General features: G+C 35.0%; 14 protein-coding genes. 9 read left to right on the forward strand and 5 right to left on the reverse strand.

The window, feature by feature from the left end; genetic code table 11:
* Position 1 precedes the first annotated feature (1 nt).
* The gene (locus tag UH7x_RS17520; protein WP_482361218.1) at positions 2-751 is read left to right on the forward strand and encodes a 3-keto-disaccharide hydrolase; all 750 of its coding nucleotides are present in this window, start codon (positions 2-4) and stop codon (positions 749-751) included.
* On the opposite strand, the gene UH7x_RS17525 is transcribed toward UH7x_RS17520, so the two are convergent.
* The 5 genes from UH7x_RS17525 to UH7x_RS17545 all read right to left on the reverse strand — a co-directional run bounded on the left by UH7x_RS17525 (position 744) and on the right by UH7x_RS17545 (position 5,105).
* Positions 744-1,637 (reverse strand): sugar phosphate isomerase/epimerase family protein, encoded by an 894-nt coding sequence (locus UH7x_RS17525; RefSeq protein ID WP_482361219.1) that lies wholly within the window; start codon positions 1,635-1,637, stop codon positions 744-746. The genes UH7x_RS17520 and UH7x_RS17525 overlap by 8 nt on opposite strands.
* A 23-nt stretch (positions 1,638-1,660) precedes the next feature.
* Positions 1,661-2,443 carry an SDR family NAD(P)-dependent oxidoreductase gene (locus tag UH7x_RS17530; RefSeq protein WP_482361220.1) on the reverse strand — a complete coding sequence of 261 codons (783 nt, stop codon included), beginning with the start codon at positions 2,441-2,443 and terminating at the stop codon, positions 1,661-1,663.
* A 6-nt stretch (positions 2,444-2,449) separates the two neighbouring features.
* Positions 2,450-3,475 carry a zinc-binding dehydrogenase gene (locus UH7x_RS17535; protein ID WP_482361221.1) on the reverse strand — a complete coding sequence of 342 codons (1,026 nt, stop codon included), beginning with the start codon at positions 3,473-3,475 and terminating at the stop codon, positions 2,450-2,452.
* 29 nt (positions 3,476-3,504) lie between these two features.
* On the reverse strand, positions 3,505-4,197 hold the full coding sequence (locus tag UH7x_RS17540; RefSeq protein ID WP_482361222.1) for an orotidine 5'-phosphate decarboxylase / HUMPS family protein: 693 nt from the start codon (positions 4,195-4,197) through the stop codon (positions 3,505-3,507).
* Positions 4,198-4,364: 167 nt separating this feature from the next.
* Positions 4,365-5,105 (reverse strand): phytanoyl-CoA dioxygenase family protein, encoded by a 741-nt coding sequence (locus UH7x_RS17545; RefSeq protein ID WP_482361223.1) that lies wholly within the window; start codon positions 5,103-5,105, stop codon positions 4,365-4,367.
* A gap of 162 nt (positions 5,106-5,267) precedes the next feature.
* On the opposite strand from UH7x_RS17545, the gene UH7x_RS17550 reads away from it, so the two are divergent.
* The 8 genes from UH7x_RS17550 to UH7x_RS17585 all read left to right on the forward strand — a co-directional run bounded on the left by UH7x_RS17550 (position 5,268) and on the right by UH7x_RS17585 (position 16,283).
* Positions 5,268-6,026, forward strand: coding sequence for an SOS response-associated peptidase (locus tag UH7x_RS17550; RefSeq protein WP_482361224.1), 759 nt, complete (start codon positions 5,268-5,270; stop codon positions 6,024-6,026).
* A 216-nt stretch (positions 6,027-6,242) separates the two neighbouring features.
* Positions 6,243-7,574 (forward strand): TolC family protein, encoded by a 1,332-nt coding sequence (locus UH7x_RS17555; protein ID WP_482361225.1) that lies wholly within the window; start codon positions 6,243-6,245, stop codon positions 7,572-7,574.
* A gap of 5 nt (positions 7,575-7,579) precedes the next feature.
* Entirely contained in the window at positions 7,580-8,800 is a 1,221-nt protein-coding gene (locus UH7x_RS17560) for an efflux RND transporter periplasmic adaptor subunit (protein WP_482361226.1), read from the forward strand.
* A 2-nt stretch (positions 8,801-8,802) separates the two neighbouring features.
* A complete protein-coding gene (locus tag UH7x_RS17565; protein ID WP_482361227.1) occupies positions 8,803-9,546 on the forward strand; it encodes an ABC transporter ATP-binding protein in 744 nt (247 codons plus the stop codon).
* A gap of 2 nt (positions 9,547-9,548) precedes the next feature.
* The gene (locus tag UH7x_RS17570) at positions 9,549-10,769 is read left to right on the forward strand and encodes an ABC transporter permease (protein ID WP_482361228.1); all 1,221 of its coding nucleotides are present in this window, start codon (positions 9,549-9,551) and stop codon (positions 10,767-10,769) included.
* Between the two features lie 6 nt (positions 10,770-10,775).
* Positions 10,776-11,810: a sensor histidine kinase gene (locus UH7x_RS17575; protein ID WP_482361229.1), complete on the forward strand. Its 1,035-nt coding sequence runs from the start codon at positions 10,776-10,778 to the stop codon at positions 11,808-11,810.
* A complete protein-coding gene (locus tag UH7x_RS17580) occupies positions 11,811-12,545 on the forward strand; it encodes a LytR/AlgR family response regulator transcription factor (protein ID WP_482361230.1) in 735 nt (244 codons plus the stop codon). It begins immediately after the preceding gene.
* A gap of 486 nt (positions 12,546-13,031) precedes the next feature.
* Positions 13,032-16,283 carry a SusC/RagA family TonB-linked outer membrane protein gene (locus tag UH7x_RS17585; protein ID WP_482361231.1) on the forward strand — a complete coding sequence of 1,084 codons (3,252 nt, stop codon included), beginning with the start codon at positions 13,032-13,034 and terminating at the stop codon, positions 16,281-16,283.
* The last annotated feature ends 1 nt before the right edge of the window (position 16,284 follow it).

A 16,284-nucleotide genomic window follows, 5' to 3' on the forward strand; every position in this document is an offset into this window, starting at 1 on the left:
TATGAAAAAGAAACTTATATTCTCATTTCTAAACCTGTTCTTTTTTTCAGTAATTGTTTACGGACAAGATGCTGATATTGTTTTTGGTACTTCAATAGGTTTCGACGATTTAAATGATGGAGTTATTAAAAATTCAGAAGCATTAAATTGGATTAATGTAAATACAGCCGATGATACTTGGCGCAACGAAGGTGAATTGCTTATTTGTAAGGGATTACCAATAGGAGTGATGCGATCAGAAAAGCAATACGAGAACTTTATTTTAGAAGTAGATTGGCGTCATATGGAACCTGGAGGAAATTCGGGTGTATTTGTTTGGAGTGATGCAAGTCCGGATCCAGAATCGAGATTACCTGGTGGGGTAGAAGTACAAATGCTAGAGTTAGATTGGGTGAATCTAAATACTAGAGATGGAAAAAAACCACCAATTGCATATGTGCATGGAGAGCTTTTTGGTGTAGGTGGTGTAACTACAGAAACAGACAACCCAAGGGGTACTAGAAGTAAATCTATAGAAAATAGAGCATTAGGAAAAGGAGAGTGGAATAACTATAAAGTAGTTTGTGTTGATGGTACTATCAAGCTTTCTGTAAATGGAAAGTTTGTAAATGGCATCAGTAAATCAACCATAAAGAAAGGCTATTTATGTTTAGAGTCTGAGGGTGCCGAAATACACTTTAAGAACTTTAAATTAATAGAATTACCATCTGGCGTTACTTCCGAAGAACAAACTGCTAAAGTTATCAAGTAAATTCTGGCCAATATTGTTTTATTTTTTTTCTAAGGAACTGGACACTACGTTCGAGTTGGTCCATACCGTCTACACCATCTTCAATACTAATCCAGCCATCGAAACCTACACGTTTTAATTCAGTAAAAATTGCATCGTAATCATTTAAACCTTTACCAATTTCACCATGACTTAATCGTTTTGCATAACCAACAGAACCACCTTCTTCATTTTTAAGGTCTTCAACAGTACCGGTTAATAAATAGCGATCACTTGCGTGCATAGTCACCACTCGATCTGAAACTTTATAAAGTAATTCTAAAGGATCTTCACCTGCTAAAAAGGTATTACTTGGATCATAATTTACTCCAAAATTTGGATGCTCAATACTATTTACAAGTTTACAAAAAACGTCCATCTGTTGTGCAAATTCTGGGTATTCCCAAAAATCATCTTTATAATGATTTTCTAGAATTAGAGTAATTCCCAATGCTTCAGCCAAAGGTAAACAGGCTTTAATGCATTCTGAAGCCAATTGCACGCCTTCATCAATGGTAAGCTCAGGTCTACGTTGTCCAGAGAGTACGCGACAATATTTTCCACCAAGAATATCGGTCATACGTATCCAACTAAGTTGTTTTTCGATTTCTTTTGCTCTAAATGATGTATCCGGATGCGTAAAATCGGGCGAGCAGCACAACATTGGAATTTGCTTTCCATTAGCTTCAACTTCCTTTCTAAAAAGAGGCCAGTTCGTTTCATCTTCCATCTCAAGAAATCCGGCATACCACTCAATTCCGTCTACTTCAAGTGCGGAAGCTAAGGTTATCCATTCAGAAACTTTCATCGTTCCGTCTTTACATAGTTGATGCATAAATGCTTTAGGAAATACAGCTAGTTTGGGCATTTTATTCTAAATTATAGTATTGATTATAAATCGCCTTTTGGCGGGTTGCGTCCAATCATTGGAAATTGTTCTACTTCGAGTACCTGACCACTTATTGGTCCACTTTCATCAGAGAGTAAATAAATAGCTGCCATGGCCATTTCTTGAGGTTTAAAAATTCGCTTAGCAGGAGCGAAAACATTGGATAGATTTTCAAACCAATCATCACTTTTTCCTTGTTCTTTTTGATTTTGTTTTTCGTATTCCGTCAAAACCCACCCTGGGTTTATTTGATTTACACGTACCCCATGTGCTCTAAATAAAGAATCACCAAGATTACGACTCATAGTCATTAAAGCGCCTTTAGAAATACTATACGCTAATAAATTTTCTTCACCACTCCAAGAGTTTATCGAACCAATGTTTACAACACATCCCCGCGTTTTTATTAATTCCGGTAAAGCCTTCTGAATAATGGCAAATGGAGCCAAAGTATTTATGGCTAACAATTTTTCCAGAAATTCGATATTCGTAGTATCAATATTTGAAGAAGCAACAATGGCAGCATTATTTACTACCGCGTCTAATTTACCATAGTGGTTAATAGCCTTTTGAATTAATTTTTCAGGAGCTTCTTTCTCAGTAATATCAATGGTGTATTTAGCTATTTGCGATGGATTATAAGCTTCTATTAGATGTTGACCTTTCTCATCACGGAGTCCATTTACCAGTATTTTGGCACCTTCTTTTAAGCATTGTTTTACGATTGCCTTACCAATACCTGTATAACCACCAGTTACCAAAATCACTTTGTCTTTTAACCGCATCTTAGTTTAGTTAGGTTTTAATACACTTTTTACTACTTTTCCAGTATGCATTTGTTCGAATGCTTCGTGCCAATCTGTAAGGTTCCAAACACCTCCTATAATAGGGTTCACATCTAATCGACCAGAAGCTAATAATGATAAAACTTTCTCCCAAATGGGCCAATTATGACTAAAACTACCTTGTAATCTAACATTTTTTTGAACTAATTGATCTAATGAGAAGTTCAAGGGTTTAGGTCCCCAACCAACTTTCGTTATTTGCCCATTAGGTCTTATTATTTCTAAAGCCATTTTTAAGGTAGCACTTACCCCAGCAGCATCAATAACACAATCAACACCAAGGCCGTCTTGTTTTTTAGCCCATTCAGTAGCATCGCCTACAATAGTATCACAACCATACTTTGCTGCTATATCTAATCTACCTCGATCTTGTTCCAAGCCTACTATTGCTACTTCTGCGCCACATAATTTAGCCATTGCTGCACATAAAATACCAATGGTTCCTGGACCTATTACAATCACCCGGTCACCTGGATTAATATTCGAATTAACTACAACAGAATTATAAGCTACCGAACATGGTTCAGTTAAACAAGCTTGTTCAAAAGGTAATTTGTCTGGTACTGTATGTAAACATCTGGCAGGAACTTTTACAAAGCGCGTCATTGCTCCATTTACACCATATCCAAATCCTTTTCGAGTTGGATCTAAGTTGTAAAGACCTTGTCTAGACATTGGGTTATTAGTATCGATAACCGCGGCAGTTTCACTAACTACTCGGTTACCTTCCTTCCAACCTTTTACATTACTTCCCAATTCAGAAATATGTCCGCCAAATTCATGTCCTAAAACAACGGGGTAATTTACGGGCCAGCTATGATCAGAAGTCCATTGGTGAAGGTCACTACCACATACACCAACATTGGCAACTTCTAGTAATACGTCATCAGGTCCAATTATAGGTTTCGCTATTTCTCTAATTTCAACACTTCCTTTTTCTTCAGCGTAATTTACAACGGCAATGGAGTTCATATATAATACTTATATCAAATTAATAGCTATTAAATTTCTTCGTACGAATGTATTTTTTCACAAATCATACGTAAAGATCCTTCAAGGTCTCCATCAGCAGTTTTAAAAGCATCGGCATCAATTGTTAGGGGAGCTCCTAATACAACTAAAGGTGCGCCGTATTCTGGACACTGAATCGCTTGTTCTAAAGACAAACCACCAACAGCTTGAACAGGAATATTTACTGCTTCAACAATTTCTTTTAGTTGATCCAATGGACTCGGCATACGATGACCATTTGCAGCGATACCTCTGCGTTCATCATATCCAATATGATGAACAATATAATCACATCCCAAATTTTCTAAACGCTTAGCGCCTTCAATCATATCTGGACAACCCAAGTTGTCACCCATAACTTTCACACCAAAATCTTTACCAGCTTGCACGACAATTTTAATCGTTTCTTCATGAGCTCTGGCCATTACAACTACATGTGTAGCACCAGCTTTTGCCATCATTTCGGTTTCTAGATATCCCCCATCCATAGTCTTTAAATCAGCAACAATTGGAATATTAGGAAAAGCTTCACGTAATTTACGTACGCCATGCAAGCCCTCAGCTAATAATAGGGGAGTGCCGGCTTCAAGCCAGTCAATACCAGCTCTCAATGCAAGTGCAGCTGTATCTAAGGCTTCATCAATATTAGTAAGGTCAAGTGAAATTTGAACTATGGGTTTCATGTAGTAATTGGTTTAAATTAATCAACATACTTAAATAAGTAAGTAGGAACTTTCAATATTAATTATTAAAAGATGCGAAGTAGTAAAATTACTTTTTCAATTTAAACAAGAAAACAAGTTAATCATCAATAACTTATAGAATTTTGACCCATTAAATAAAGATACCACTATAAAACATCTAATATTTTTTGATATTCTAAATTGAGACGCTTCTTTGTTTCATTAGTAATATACCTTTTTTGATCTAATTGCTGCGGTTGGTCATTAGCACAAAAATAACTGTGAATGCTGCGTCTAAACTTGTTCGTATAATTTGTGGTACCACCATGCCAAACGTGTGAGTTAAAAATAAATACAGAACCCGCAGGAGCCTGAATCAAAACTTGATCAGGATGAGGCATATTAACATCATCCATAACTTCATTCGGAAGTAATTTTGATTTATGAGTGCCAGGAACTATTCGTGTGGCGCCATTATTTTCAACAAAATCATCCAATAACCAGATTGTATTGCAAACTTTATAATTACCATCGGCAATAGAATTACCATAATCTACATGTAGTTTTTGATGGCCCAATCCAGGTTTTGCAGCTCTATAATTTAGAGATGAAAGTTTAAAGTGTTTGCCTAATACGGCCGAAATACCTGCTAAAACTCTTTCATGGGTGTAAAAAATATCGAAAATTTCGCCTTTATTCACTAAATCTGCAAGTCTGTCTGCTCCCTCTTCTTTAGGATGCCTTATATATTTTGATTCGAATAATTCTGAACCGGCATGTTTTCCTTCCAAACGTATAAGTTCTTCAATTTTATCATTTATTGCCCTAACTTGGTTTTTAGTCAATAGTTGGCCTAATGAGACAAAACCATCTCTTTCTAATGTATATAATTCTTCAGTTGTGAGCATTGCTAAAATTAAAAAGTGAAGCTCTAATTTAATAAATATCTATATTTAATAGTCTTAAAATAGTTAAGATTATAAGTTATATTTGAGAGAATAGATTTTTAATATGTTAAGCATTGTTTTTAATTATAGCAGAGCTTCTTTAAACATTATTGTGATTAACTTATGTGTTACGATATTAAAGCGGGCCTTGAAGCCCAATTGAAAAGAGCTCAAAAACATGGTGATTTACAGGCCATTGATGAGATTATTGAAAAACTAGCTCCATTAACTGATTTACCTTTACATCATGTTAATGGTTTCAATCATCCGGAATTATTAATTTATACAGACAAATCTCCTTTTTTTCCTCTTGTAGCCACTTGGGGTCTAGCTCCGCCTTGGGTGAAAAGCGAAGAACAATTAAAAAAAATATGGAATTCTACTATAAATGCTAGAGTAGAAACTATTTTTGAAAAACCTTCTTTTAAAGAAGCTGCCATTAATAATCGTTGTATAATATATATTGAGGGATTTTATGAACACCATCATTTTAATGGTAAAACTTTTCCTTTTTACATTAGAAATAAATCAAAAGAACCATTAGCACTAGCAGGGTTATATAGCACTTTTATAACTGATGAAGGTGGCACTATTACTACATTTGCTTTTGTTACCACACGAGGAAATTCATTACTCGAAAAAATACATAACAACCCCAAATTAGCAGAACCAAGAATGCCAATTATACTTGTAGAAGAGGATGAAGATTATTGGTTAAACCCCTTGAAGAAAGATATAGAATTTTCGAATTTAAGCAAATTACAAAGAGAATATTCTGCAGAAAAATTGGAAGCTTATACTGTAAGACGTTTACGAGGAAAAGCTTATGCTGGAAATATAGCAGAAATTTCACAACCTTTTGAATATCAAGAGTTGTTATGATTTTTAAAATGACAACTTATATTTATAAGCCTTTTGTTTTCGCATTATTTATATAATGGTTTTTCAAATTGTTGAGGCGGAAAAATGGAATTATTCAAAATATATTCGTCGATAAAAAAGTAGAGTTCATATAGTCATTTGGGCCAAACTTATATTCCTTTTTATTTAAAAAGTATAAAGTTTCAATTTTGAAGTGTTAATAAAAAACACACTCAAATGAAACAATATATAATCATAGTAGGCATTTTATTTGCTCACTTTGCTTACGCCCAAGATGCAGAAAGTAACGTTGCATCCAAAATATGGTCACTAGAAGATTGTATTTCTTATGCTATTGAAAATAATATTACAGTGAAGGATGCTGATTTAAACGCTAATATTTCTGAAGTAGATTACAATAAGGCAAAGTCTGCTAAACTACCAAACCTTTTTGGTAGTGCTTCTCAAAATTTTTCCAGTGGTACAACCATTGATCCAATTACCAGTGATTATGTTTCTGATCAAATACACAGCACAAATTTGGGTATCAATAGCTCGTTAACACTTTTTCAAGGAAATCAATTAACCAATCAGATAAAACAGAATAAATTACTACTAGAGCAAAATAGCCTATTAGCAGAAGAAACTAAAAACAGTATCGTTATTAGCATCTTAGAAACCTATTTGCAAACGCTGTACAGCAAAGAAGGGATTGCTATTGCAGAAAATAATCTAAAAGCTTCGGAACAAGAAGTTATTCAAGCTAAATCTAGATTAGATGCTGGTTCTATTGCTTTAAGTGATTATACAGAAGCTCAAAGTCAGGCTGCTACCAACAAGTACAATGTTATTGCTGCTAAAAATGACTATGAGCTAAACATCATCAGTTTAAAACAATTACTAGAATTATCTCCCTTAGAAGATTTACAAATTGAGTCAATTGACGAGAATCAAGATTTAATCAATCTGGAATTAAACAAAGAATTGATATATGATAATGCTCTCAATTTTCTTCCAGAAGTTACTGCAAGTAGTACGAATGTATCCATTAATGAGGAAGATTTAGCAATTGCAAAGGGTGGTTACCTTCCAACATTATCATTAATTGGCAGTCTGGGTTCTGGTTACACAAGTCTTAATGACAACACATTTACAGATCAGTTAGATGTAAACTTTAATCAAAAAATAGGGTTGAGTTTATCCATTCCAATTTTCAATAGAAACCAAACAAAGGCAGCCGTACAAACAGCCACTTTTAATATTGAAAAAGCTCAGTTACAAAAACAAACCGTAGAGAAGGAGGTGATAAAAAAAGTAGAAACAGCTTACCAAAATGCACTCTCGTCACAAGAACAATTGATTGCAGCAGAAGCTTCTCAAAACGCGGCTGAGCAATCCTATAATCTAGCACAGAAAAAATATGATTTGGGTGCTTTGAGTACAACGGATTTGGTGATAAGTCAAAATACGTATACTAATGCGCAACAAAACTATTTGCAAGCTAAATATTTAAACATTCTATATCATCAACTTTTACAATTCTATCAAGGAAACGAAATTAAACTTTAATCAAAATGAAAAATAAAAGAAACATCATTATAGGCGCAATAGCCTTGGTCATATTAGCTTTTGTGGCATATAGTTACATGAAAGGTAATGATAGCATTTCTATTGTGGCAAAATCAATAGCTGCAAAAAAAGGAGACGTTACCACTATGGTTACTGCGACAGGAACTATAGAGCCCATAAATCAGGTTGATGTAGGTACGCAGGTTTCTGGTGTGGTTGAGAAAATTTATGTGGACTACAACAGTGTGGTTAAAGAAGGTCAATTAATAGCAGAGCTAGACAAGACCAACCTTAAAGCTGCTTTAACTCAGGCACAGGCTTCATATGATAATGCGGTAAGCAACCGAAATTATCAAGAGACTATTTATGAACGTCAAAAAACACTATATGACAATAAGGTTATAAGTAAATCCGATTATGACGATGCGCTTTACAATTATGAAACAGCAAAAGGTACAGTAACACAGCGTTTATCTGATTTGCAACAGGCAAGAACAAACTTGGGGTATGCCAATATTTACTCCCCTATAAACGGAGTAGTGCTTTCAAGAGATATTGAAGAAGGACAGACGGTTGCTGCTAGTTATAGCACACCAACACTATTTACTATTGCTCAAGATTTGAAAGAAATGCAGGTTGAGGCAGATGTAGATGAGGCGGATATAGGCGTTGTGGAGGAAGGACAGCGTGTAAGTTTCACAGTAGATGCGTACCAAGGGCAAGAATTTGATGGTGAGGTAACTCAGGTTAGATTAGATCCTACGGTAACATCCAATGTGGTAACCTACACAGTGGTTATAAAAGCAGATAACCCTGATTTAAGACTAAAACCAGGACTTACAGCAACTATTTCAATCTATACATTGGAATTAAAAGATGTATTAACTGTAGAAGCAAAAGCTATCAACTTTAAACCAACGCCTCCTGAAATGATGGCATATAATGAGCAGGAAAATTTAACAGTGGAACCTCCAAAAGGGGGACCAAAACCTGATGAAGCGGGAGTTACGAATGTTTGGATCTTAGAATCTAATGGCGCTATTTCTCCCATAGAAGTGACTTTAGGAGCAAGTGACGGAGTAAACGTACAGCTACTAAGTGGGATTAATGAAGGCGACAAACTGGTTTATAGTTTAAAATCTGAAACCACAAAATCCGAGGCACCAGAAGGTGGCTCAGAAGAAAGTCCGTTTATGCCTAAACCACCGGGAGCTAAAAAGAAATAATCATGAATAAAGAAATCATAAAAATTCAGGATTTAACCCGTGAGTTTACGATGGGTACGGAAACAGTTCATGCCCTAAGAGGAATCTCTTTTACGATTAAGGAAGGAGAATTCGTGACCATCATGGGGTCTAGTGGTTCCGGTAAAAGTACCCTGCTAAACATCTTAGGTTGTTTGGATCAACCCACTTCTGGTTCATATGAGATAGACGGACTGAGTGTAAAAGATTTGAGCAGAAATGAACTGGCTACTATTCGTAATGAGAAAATCGGATTTATATTTCAATCGTATAATCTTTTGGCAAGAACTTCGGCAATTGAGAATGTAGAGCTACCTCTTTTGTACAACAGTAAAGTTTCAACTGAAGAACGTCGGGAACGGGCATTGAAAGCTCTGGACATGGTAGGCTTGAGTAATCGGTTGCACCATACACCTTCCCAGCTTTCTGGTGGACAACAACAACGAGTAGCTATTGCAAGATCATTAGTGAACAATCCGGTAATGATATTGGCAGATGAGGCTACGGGTAATTTAGATACCCGAACATCTTACGAAATCATGTCATTATTTCAGGATTTGAACAAGCAAGGCATCACCATCACTTTTGTAACTCATGAACCCGATATTGCTACATTTAGTAGTAGAACCGTGGTATTGAAAGATGGAAATATTATTCAAGATTATAAGAATGATAATGTACAGTCCGCAGCAATAGAACTAGCAAAGTTACCTAAAGAAGAAAATTGATTATGAGACTATTAAATCTATTTAAAATCGCATATAAAGCCATTGTTCTTAATAAAATGAGAACTTTGTTGACCATGTTAGGTATCATCATTGGTGTAGCCTCAGTTATTGCAATGCTTGCCATTGGCGAAGGGTCTAAAGAAAGTATTAGAACAACCATTTCTAGTATGGGGTCAAACATGATTACCATTAGACCGGGAACTGATGATAGAGGTCCAGCAAGAGGTAGTGGTGGAGATGTTCAAACACTTACGCTCAAAAATTATGAAGTAATAAAAGAAAAGTCAACATTACTCAGCTATGTTACTCCTGTAGTTAATGGTGGCGGACAAGTTATTAGTGGAGCCAACAACTGGCCAAGCACCATTTATGGCGTTAATCCAGATTATTTAGAAATCAAAGTTGTCGGTTTACAAAGCGGTAGTATGTTTACTGATGCAGAAGTTAAATCGGCTTCTAAAGTGGTGGTTCTTGGGCAAACGGTGGTAGATAATGTGTTTCCAGATGGTCAAGAGCCTGTAGGTCAAATGATTCGTTTTGATAATATTCCGTTCAAAGTGATTGGGGTTTTGGAAGAAAAAGGAGAAAACACCTTTGGTCAAGATCAGGATGATGTGGTAATAGCTCCGTACACTACGGTTCAGAAACGTATTTTGGCAATTGATTATTTAAATCAGATTATGGCATCAGCGGTAAGTGAGGATGATGCACCAGGGGCGGTGATAGAGGTAAGCGATATTTTGCGTTCAGAGCATAAATTAATGGATAATGAAGATGATGATTTTACGGTACGTTCTATGGAAGAACTAATTTCTACCTTCAGTTCTACGAGCGAAATGTTGACTATTCTTTTGGTAGCCGTTGCCGGAATTTCTCTATTAATTGGGGGTATTGGAATTATGAATATTATGTATGTGTCCGTAAAAGAGCGTACTAAGGAAATAGGACTTCGTATGGCCGTTGGTGGTAAGGGTTCTGATATTCTAATGCAGTTTTTGATAGAAGCTATTTTAATTAGTATTACTGGTGGTGTTTTAGGAGTAATCTTAGGACTCAGCGCTACTGTTTTCATTGAAAAGTTCTTACATTGGCCTACAAGTGTCGCATTGTATTCAATACTAATATCCTTTGCCGTTTGTGCGGTTACTGGTATTTTCTTTGGATGGTATCCTGCTAGAAAGGCTTCAGCTTTAGATCCAATTACGGCTTTACGTTATGAATAACTAATTATGTATAAGAATAAAAAAATAATGATTGTTCAGCACCTGCTCATATGGTTGGTGCTGTTCAGTATGCCGTTCGTTTTATCATACGGACAAGAATTGGATACCAATAGGCTAATTGCCCATTTCTTAATTCCAATGTTGTTCTATGCCGTTATATTTTATTTGAATTTCTTTTTTCTAATAGACAAGTTTCTATTCGCTAAAAAAACGATAATTTTTATTTGTATTAACCTATTCTTAATTGGCTCTTTTATTCTACTTAAAGAGTTTATCGAAGACAATTATTTTGCTGAATTAATAAAAAACAGACCCCCAGGAAGTGATAAGACTGGACCTCCTTTTAAGCTGTTTATTTATGTTCAAATGCTATCTTATGCAGCACCTTTACTTTTTTCAATCGCCATTAAAACTACAAAGCGATGGGTGAAAACCGAAGCACAAAGAAAAGAGGCGGATAACTTTAAATTACAAACGGAATTACAGCATTTACGATATCAATTACAGCCGCATTTCTTTTTCAACTCTTTAAATAACATTTATTCCCTTGTAGATATCTCTCCGGATAAAGCAAAGTCTACTATTCATAGCCTAAGTAAGCTCATGCGTTACCTTTTGTATGAAACAAATACGGAAATGGTGCCACTTTCAAAGGAAATAGAATTTATGCGCAAATATATTGAGCTAATGAAATTGCGTTTAACAGATAAAACACAAATAGAATCCAGCTTTCCAATAAGCGATAATCAGATTAAAATAGCACCGCTTTTGTTTATTTCGTTGATAGAGAATGCGTTTAAACATGGGGTGTCTGCAAATAAGGAAAGTATGATTTCCTTAGAAATGAACATTAAGAAAAATGTAGTTAATTTTACGTTAGAAAACCATAATTTTCCTAAAAAGGAGAATGACAAGAGTGGATCCGGTATTGGGCTACAGAATCTAGAAAAACGGTTAAATTTATTGTATCCAAATAAATATACCTTTGAAAAGGAACTTAAGGAAGGCGTTTATAGAATTAATCTAAAAATAGAAACTTAAATGGAGGCTGTTCAACTTACGTGTATGATTGTAGATGATGAACCTATGGCTCTTAATCTGGTAGAAAGCTATGTAGAAAAGACACCTTTTTTAACCCTTAAAAAAAAGTGTCATAGTGCCATTGAAGCACTACAATTTATAAATACAGAACCGGTTGACGTTCTTTTTTTAGATATTCAAATGCCTGATTTAACTGGGCTCGAGTTTTCCAAAATGTTACCCAAACATACCCGTGTAATTTTTACTACGGCATTTGATCAATACGCATTAGAAGGTTATAAGGTAGAAGCTTTGGATTATTTATTGAAACCCTTTGATTATGCAGAGTTTTTGGCCGCAGCAAATAAAGCTTTAGAGTGGTTTAAATTAGTGAAGGGCAACAATAATACAACGGTTACAGGTGAAAAGGAGTTTCTTTTTGTAAAATCGGAATACAAACAAGTGCGCATTAAATTATCAGATGTCTTGTATTTTGAAGGTCTTAAGGATTATATTAAAATTTGGTTGAAAGACAATCCAAAACCTATTTTAACATTGATGAGCCTAAAGTCTTTAGAAAGTGAATTACCAAAGGCATATTTTATGCGAGTACATCGTTCATTTATTGTATCTCTAAAAAATATTGAAGTTATCGAGCGCAGTCAGATTATAATTAATAAACAGCGTATTACAGTTTCCGACCAGTATAAACCTGCCTTTATAGATTTTATAAATAACAATTCTTTAAATAATTAAGTTAAATTTCCTCGTTTTTTTTCTTTCGTTTGCTTTTAGAGCAAATTATTTAGCCTAAATTTTTACATTTTTAACAAGAATAGAATTACAAAATTCTTTGTTTAGAATTCTACACTTTAAAAAGTCCTAATTATCCGTAAAATAAGGGCTTATTAACATATTTTTCACATTATCATATATTTAGTACATCTAAATTTTAATCCTAAAATACTTATAAAGGGGCAATTATTGTGTTTAATTTTTATGGATATCACAAATAAATTAACATATTTTGTTTTTTGTATGAATTGTATTCCTATATTCGTTCCATAGAAACGTTAACGTTAACGTTATCTTTACTCAAGCTCAAAATTTTACGACAACCAATTAATTATCTTAAAATATCAATAGAAAACTCTTACATAAGGGTACTCTCTATTTCGAAATAAACCTAAATATCAACAAACTCAATTATTAACCCTAATCACTTAAAAAAAGAGAACTATTATGATTAAAATTCGCTTAAAAAAACTAATGCCAAGAGCAGCAGGCTATCTATTACCTGTACTGCTTTTCTTTCTAGGCATTACGCAATCGTTTGCGTATTCGAATATTAATACCCCAGAAATACTAATTGATGAATTACAGTCGACAGTAACTGGTGTTGTAAACGACGAAGATGGAATTCCTTTGGCAGGAGCAAGTGTCGTAGTTAAAGGAACAAACCAAGGGGCTGTTACTGATTTCGACGGTAATTATTCCATATCTGTTTCTACTGATGCTATCCTTGTATTCAGTTATATTGGATATAAAACTGTAGAAATAGCTGTTGACGGACAATCTACCGTAAATGCTAATCTTGGAATAGATGCCGGTCAATTAGACGAAGTCGTTGTAGTAGGTTACGGTACACAGAAAAAGAAAAACCTAACCGGTTCTGTGGGTATTGCGGATGCTGAGCGTCTTGAAAATAGACCAATAACATCAGCAGGACAAGGTCTACAAGGTGTTGTACCCAACCTTAACGTTTCTATACGTAATGGCGACCCATCGGAACCTGCAGAGTTTAATATTAGAGGGTTTACTTCGATTAATGGTGGTAGCCCACTAGTTCTTGTAGATGGAGTACCGATGGATTTGGAACGTATCAATCCAAATGATATAAAAAGTGTTTCAGTTCTAAAAGATGCTTCCGCAGCTGCCGTTTATGGAGCAAGGGGAGCTTTTGGTGTTATATTAGTTGAAACTAAAAAAGGTAAGTCTGGTAAAACAAATATTAATTTTAGTACGCAGCATTCGTATGCCAAACCAATTATACATATTGACCAAGTTACAGATCCTTATGAATTAGTCACTTATTTAAATACAGCTAGAATGAACACTAGCGGACAACCCAGGTACGACGACGCTTTTGTAGCAGGTGCCCAGCGATATTCGCAAAATCCTAGTCCAGAGAATGAGTGGGATGTTATTGATGGAAACTTACGATACTATGGTAACAATGAATACACTAAAAGAACAATAGCAGATTTTAGTCCTCAAAAAACGTATGATTTTAGTATTAGTGGTGCCACCGATAAAGCCTCATATTATGTATCACTTGGTTACCTAAGTAAGGATGGGTATTTAAGAGACTCAGAAAATAATGAAAAATTTAAACGGTACAACATTTTAATGAAAAGTGATTTTCAGGTTACCGATTGGTTGAATTTGGATTCGAAAATTGTTTACAACAACCAAAATAGTAATAAACCACATTTTTATAATTGGGATGTAAATATTAATACAATAGCAAGAGTTACTTCATTGACTCCTGTAGAGTTCCCTGATTTACCTTTCTATATTACACCTGGTGATCGGCCGCAGTATGAGCAGTATATTGGTGAGTATTTTGGTACTTTTTTACCATATTTAGAAGATGGAGGTCGTGATACTTTTAATGCAGGAGATTTATGGTTAACCCAAGGTTTAACCTTAACTCCAACACCTGGATTAAAAATCAGAAGTAATTTTTCTTACAATACATTCAATAAAAATGAAAAAGAAGTTTCTAGTAAAATAGAGATTGTAAGTACCAATCTTTTGGCAGATCCCTTTGTTACTAATGGCTTGAGTGGTAATGATTGGATACAGGAAAGAAATGATCGAAATGAATACTATGTATTTAATGCTTTTGCAGAATATGAATTTAATGCCGATCGAGAAGATAAGGATCACTTTGTAAAAGCTATGATTGGTTTTAACCAAGAATGGGGCCATAAACGCTATTTTTCTGCTCGTGGACAGACGTTAATAACACCAGCCATTACTAATATAAGTGTTACTACAGGTGCACAAACATTAGCAGGAGGTGAAGATGATTTTTCATTACGCGGTGCTTTTTATCGTTTAAACTATATATATAAAGACAGGTATTTATTAGAAGCCAATGGTCGTTATGACGGTACTTCTCGCTTTCCAACAAATGACCGATTCGGCTTTTTCCCATCAATTTCCGCAGGATGGAATGTATCGGAAGAGTCTTTTATGGAAAATGCAACTGGTTGGCTAGATCAGTTAAAAATTCGTGGTTCTTGGGGGTCCTTAGGAAATCAATCTGTTCAAAATAGTAATGGTAGTCAAAATTATTATCCTTATATAACTAGTTTAGGGTCAAATACCTCTCCTTATATATTAGGTTCAGGTAGAACGCCCTATGTAAGTCCAGGTGGTTTGGTAAGTCCGACATTAACATGGGAAACAGTGATTTCCAAAAACGTAGGTCTTGATTTAGCCTTATTTAAAAATAAGTTAGCAATTACGGGAGATTTATACACACGTGATACCAAAGACATGTTAATGTCAGTAGGGTATCCAAGTCTTTTAGGCACGGACGCACCATCGACTAATGCTGCTGATCTTCGTACTCAAGGATGGGAGGTATCATTAACATGGCGCGATACCTTTGGTGAACACGGAAGATGGGGTTTAAATTTAGCTCTGGCAGACAGCCAATCTGAAATAACAAAGTTTAGTAACCCAGCTGGAACCATTCCGACTAGTAGTAATGGTAAGTATTATGTTGGGCAAAAATTAGGTGAAATTTGGGGTTATGAAACTGTTGGAATTTTTCAAACAGATGCTGAAGTTGCAGCTGCACCAGATCAAACTCAAATTGGTAATAACTGGGCTGCTGGTGATATGCAATATGCTGATTTAAATGGTGATGGTGTAATAAATAATGGTAGTTCGACGCTTGACGATCCAGGGGATCGTAAAATAATAGGGAACACTACAGCACGCTATTCTTTTGGTATTAATCCTGATATTACGTACAAGAACTGGTCTTTAGATATGTTCTTCCAAGGATTATTTAGAGATTATTTACCTAGTAATGGCAACTGGAATGCCTTTTATCCTAGTGCATCTAACCTTGTTGAAAATTATTATTTAACAGAAACTTGGTCACCAGAAAATAGAGATTCTTATTTTGCTAGACCAATTGAGAGTAATGCAAGTAATAGAAATGTACTTGCCCAATCACGCTTTGTACAAAATGCGGCATATATACGTCTTAAGAATATAACATTGTCTTTTAATTTACCGAACAACCTACTAGATAAATTAGGAATGAATAAAGCACAGATATTTTTATCAGGTCAAAATTTATGGGAACACACTAAGATGCATAAGCCATTAGATCCAGAATCAGTATTTACGGTAACTCAAGAATACTACTTACAACGTATTTTAACCTTAGGTGTAAATTTATCGTTTTAAT

This window comes from Aurantibacter sp. UH7, assembly GCF_056839165.1.